Annotated in this window: 1 protein-coding gene; it reads right to left on the bottom strand. The window is 73.6% G+C overall.

The genetic code is table 11. The annotated features are described in order from the left end of the window. Positions 1-1,738: phosphopantetheine-binding protein (locus N4P33_RS34955; protein WP_260830932.1), on the bottom strand; the 1,738-nt coding region annotated here is incomplete at its 3' end. Between the last annotated feature and the right edge of the window lie 169 nt (positions 1,739-1,907).

Raw genomic sequence — 1,907 nt, forward strand, 5'->3', positions numbered from 1 at the left:
CGGACGGTTCGGCCGGGACCGGGCCGGGCCGGCCGGTCGGGGCGGCGGTGGTGGCCCGGTCCTCCGGTGTGGTCGGGTGCTCCTGGGCCGTGTGCGGGTCGGCGATCATCAGGATGACGTCCGCCACCGGTGTGCACGGGCCCTCGGCGGGGCGGCAGAGGTACAGCGGGGTGTTCACCGGGCGGAACTTGTTCTTGAAGCGGAAGTTGCCGCTGCCGAAGATCCCGGCCTCGTCCAGTTCGCGCAGGGCGCGCTCGGCCTCCGGGTCGGCGTGGGAGGGGTCGCCCAGCCGTACCCCGAAGCTCGCGCCGAAGCTGAACACCTCGGCGCCCTCGGACGCGAGCTGCTCGATGATGCGCACCAGGGCGAACTCCAGTCCGCCCCGCGGCATGTCGGGCGGATAAAACTCCACGTCCAGCAGATAGCCGTTCTCCGCCGGGATACGGGTGACGACGACAGCGTTCACCAGGGCGTCGTCGACGGTGGTGAGGAAGACCCGGTGGCGGTCGCCGAGACGGCCGTCCAGGAGCTCCCGGCGCACCCTCCACACGTACGGGTTGGTCATCTCCTTCCCGCGCGTCCACGCGTCCACCAGGTCGGCGAGTCGCGCGTCCAGGGCGGGGTCGGAGCCGGAGACGTACTCGACCGTCCGGCACTCGCCCGCGCGGGCGAAACGCTGCACCATGTTGCGCAGCCGGCTCTTCGCCGACCCGGCGAGGTCGAACCGCCCTATGTCCTCCAGGCGTTGCAGGGCGCCGAACGGGGTGGCCGTGACCCGGTGGCCGCCCACCTCCGTCAGCGGGAGGAGGGAGAGGAAGTTGGGCCGCAGGCCCTCCCCCGTCGCGTACTCCACGAACTCCCCGGCCAGCTCGGCGAAATGGCCGTCGGGGCCCACGTAGCTCCAGGCCAGCAGGTCGTCGCCGTTCCTGGAGAAGATGAGGTAACCCCGCCGTTCGGCGCCGAGAAAGGCGAGGGGTGCGATGTCGCGGCCGGCCAGGCCGGTCTCGCGACCGTACCGGCCGAGCAGCCGCTCCAGCAGGTCGGCCGTCTCCGCGTCGCCGGGGTCACGGCGCGGCACGATCAGCGGCGTTCCGGCGTCCCCCGTGTGTGACCGGGGTTCGCTCAGCCCGGTGCCCGCACCGTGAGAGGGCTGTCGTGCAGCCTCGCCGCCGTTGCCGCTCGCCGGCGCGGGCGTGAGCGAGGAGACCGCGTGCCCGCCGTACCGTTCGGCCAGGAAGGCGTGGAGCTCGGCCGGGGTCGGGTGGTCGAACAGCAGGGTCTTGCGCAGGGCCCCGAGACGGCTCTCCAGCGCGCTGATCGCCCGGAGCATGTCGAAGGAGGTCAGTCCGGCGTCGGTGAAGGCGACGTGCGGGTCGAGGCGGCGGCCCAGGACGCTCTCCAGCAGAGCGAGGAGAGCGGTGGGTGACGTGTCCTCGGGGGTGGCTTCCGCGGCTGCTGACGGTTGTGGCGAGCCGGTGGCGGCCGTGGAGTCGGCCTCCGGCCCGGCTGCGTCGGCCGGCGGGGCGGTCCGGGAGCCGGCGACGAGGCGGGCGAGCAGTTCCACCGTGTCGTGTTCGTACAGGTCGGCAGCCGACAGCTCCGTGCCGTACTCGAGGTTCAGGGCGCGGGCCAGGTCCATCCGGAAGATGGAGTCGAGGCCGAGGTCGCCGAAGGGCCGCTGCGGGTCTATGTCCTCGGCGGGTGTGCCGAGGACGTCCCCGAGACGTGACCGCACCACGTCCGCCACCTCGTCCGGAGCACGGCCCTCGGATACCGGTCCGGCCTCTGCCACGGCGGTCCGGGCCGTGTCCGGGACGCCGCCCGGGGCGGGTGCGGAAGCCGGCCGGGACGCCGGGTGCGCCGCCACCGGCTGCCGGGCCGGTGACGCGGGTACGGCAGGGGCCTCG

The organism is Streptomyces sp. 15-116A, from assembly GCF_025290915.1.
Taxonomy (GTDB): domain Bacteria; phylum Actinomycetota; class Actinomycetes; order Streptomycetales; family Streptomycetaceae; genus Streptomyces.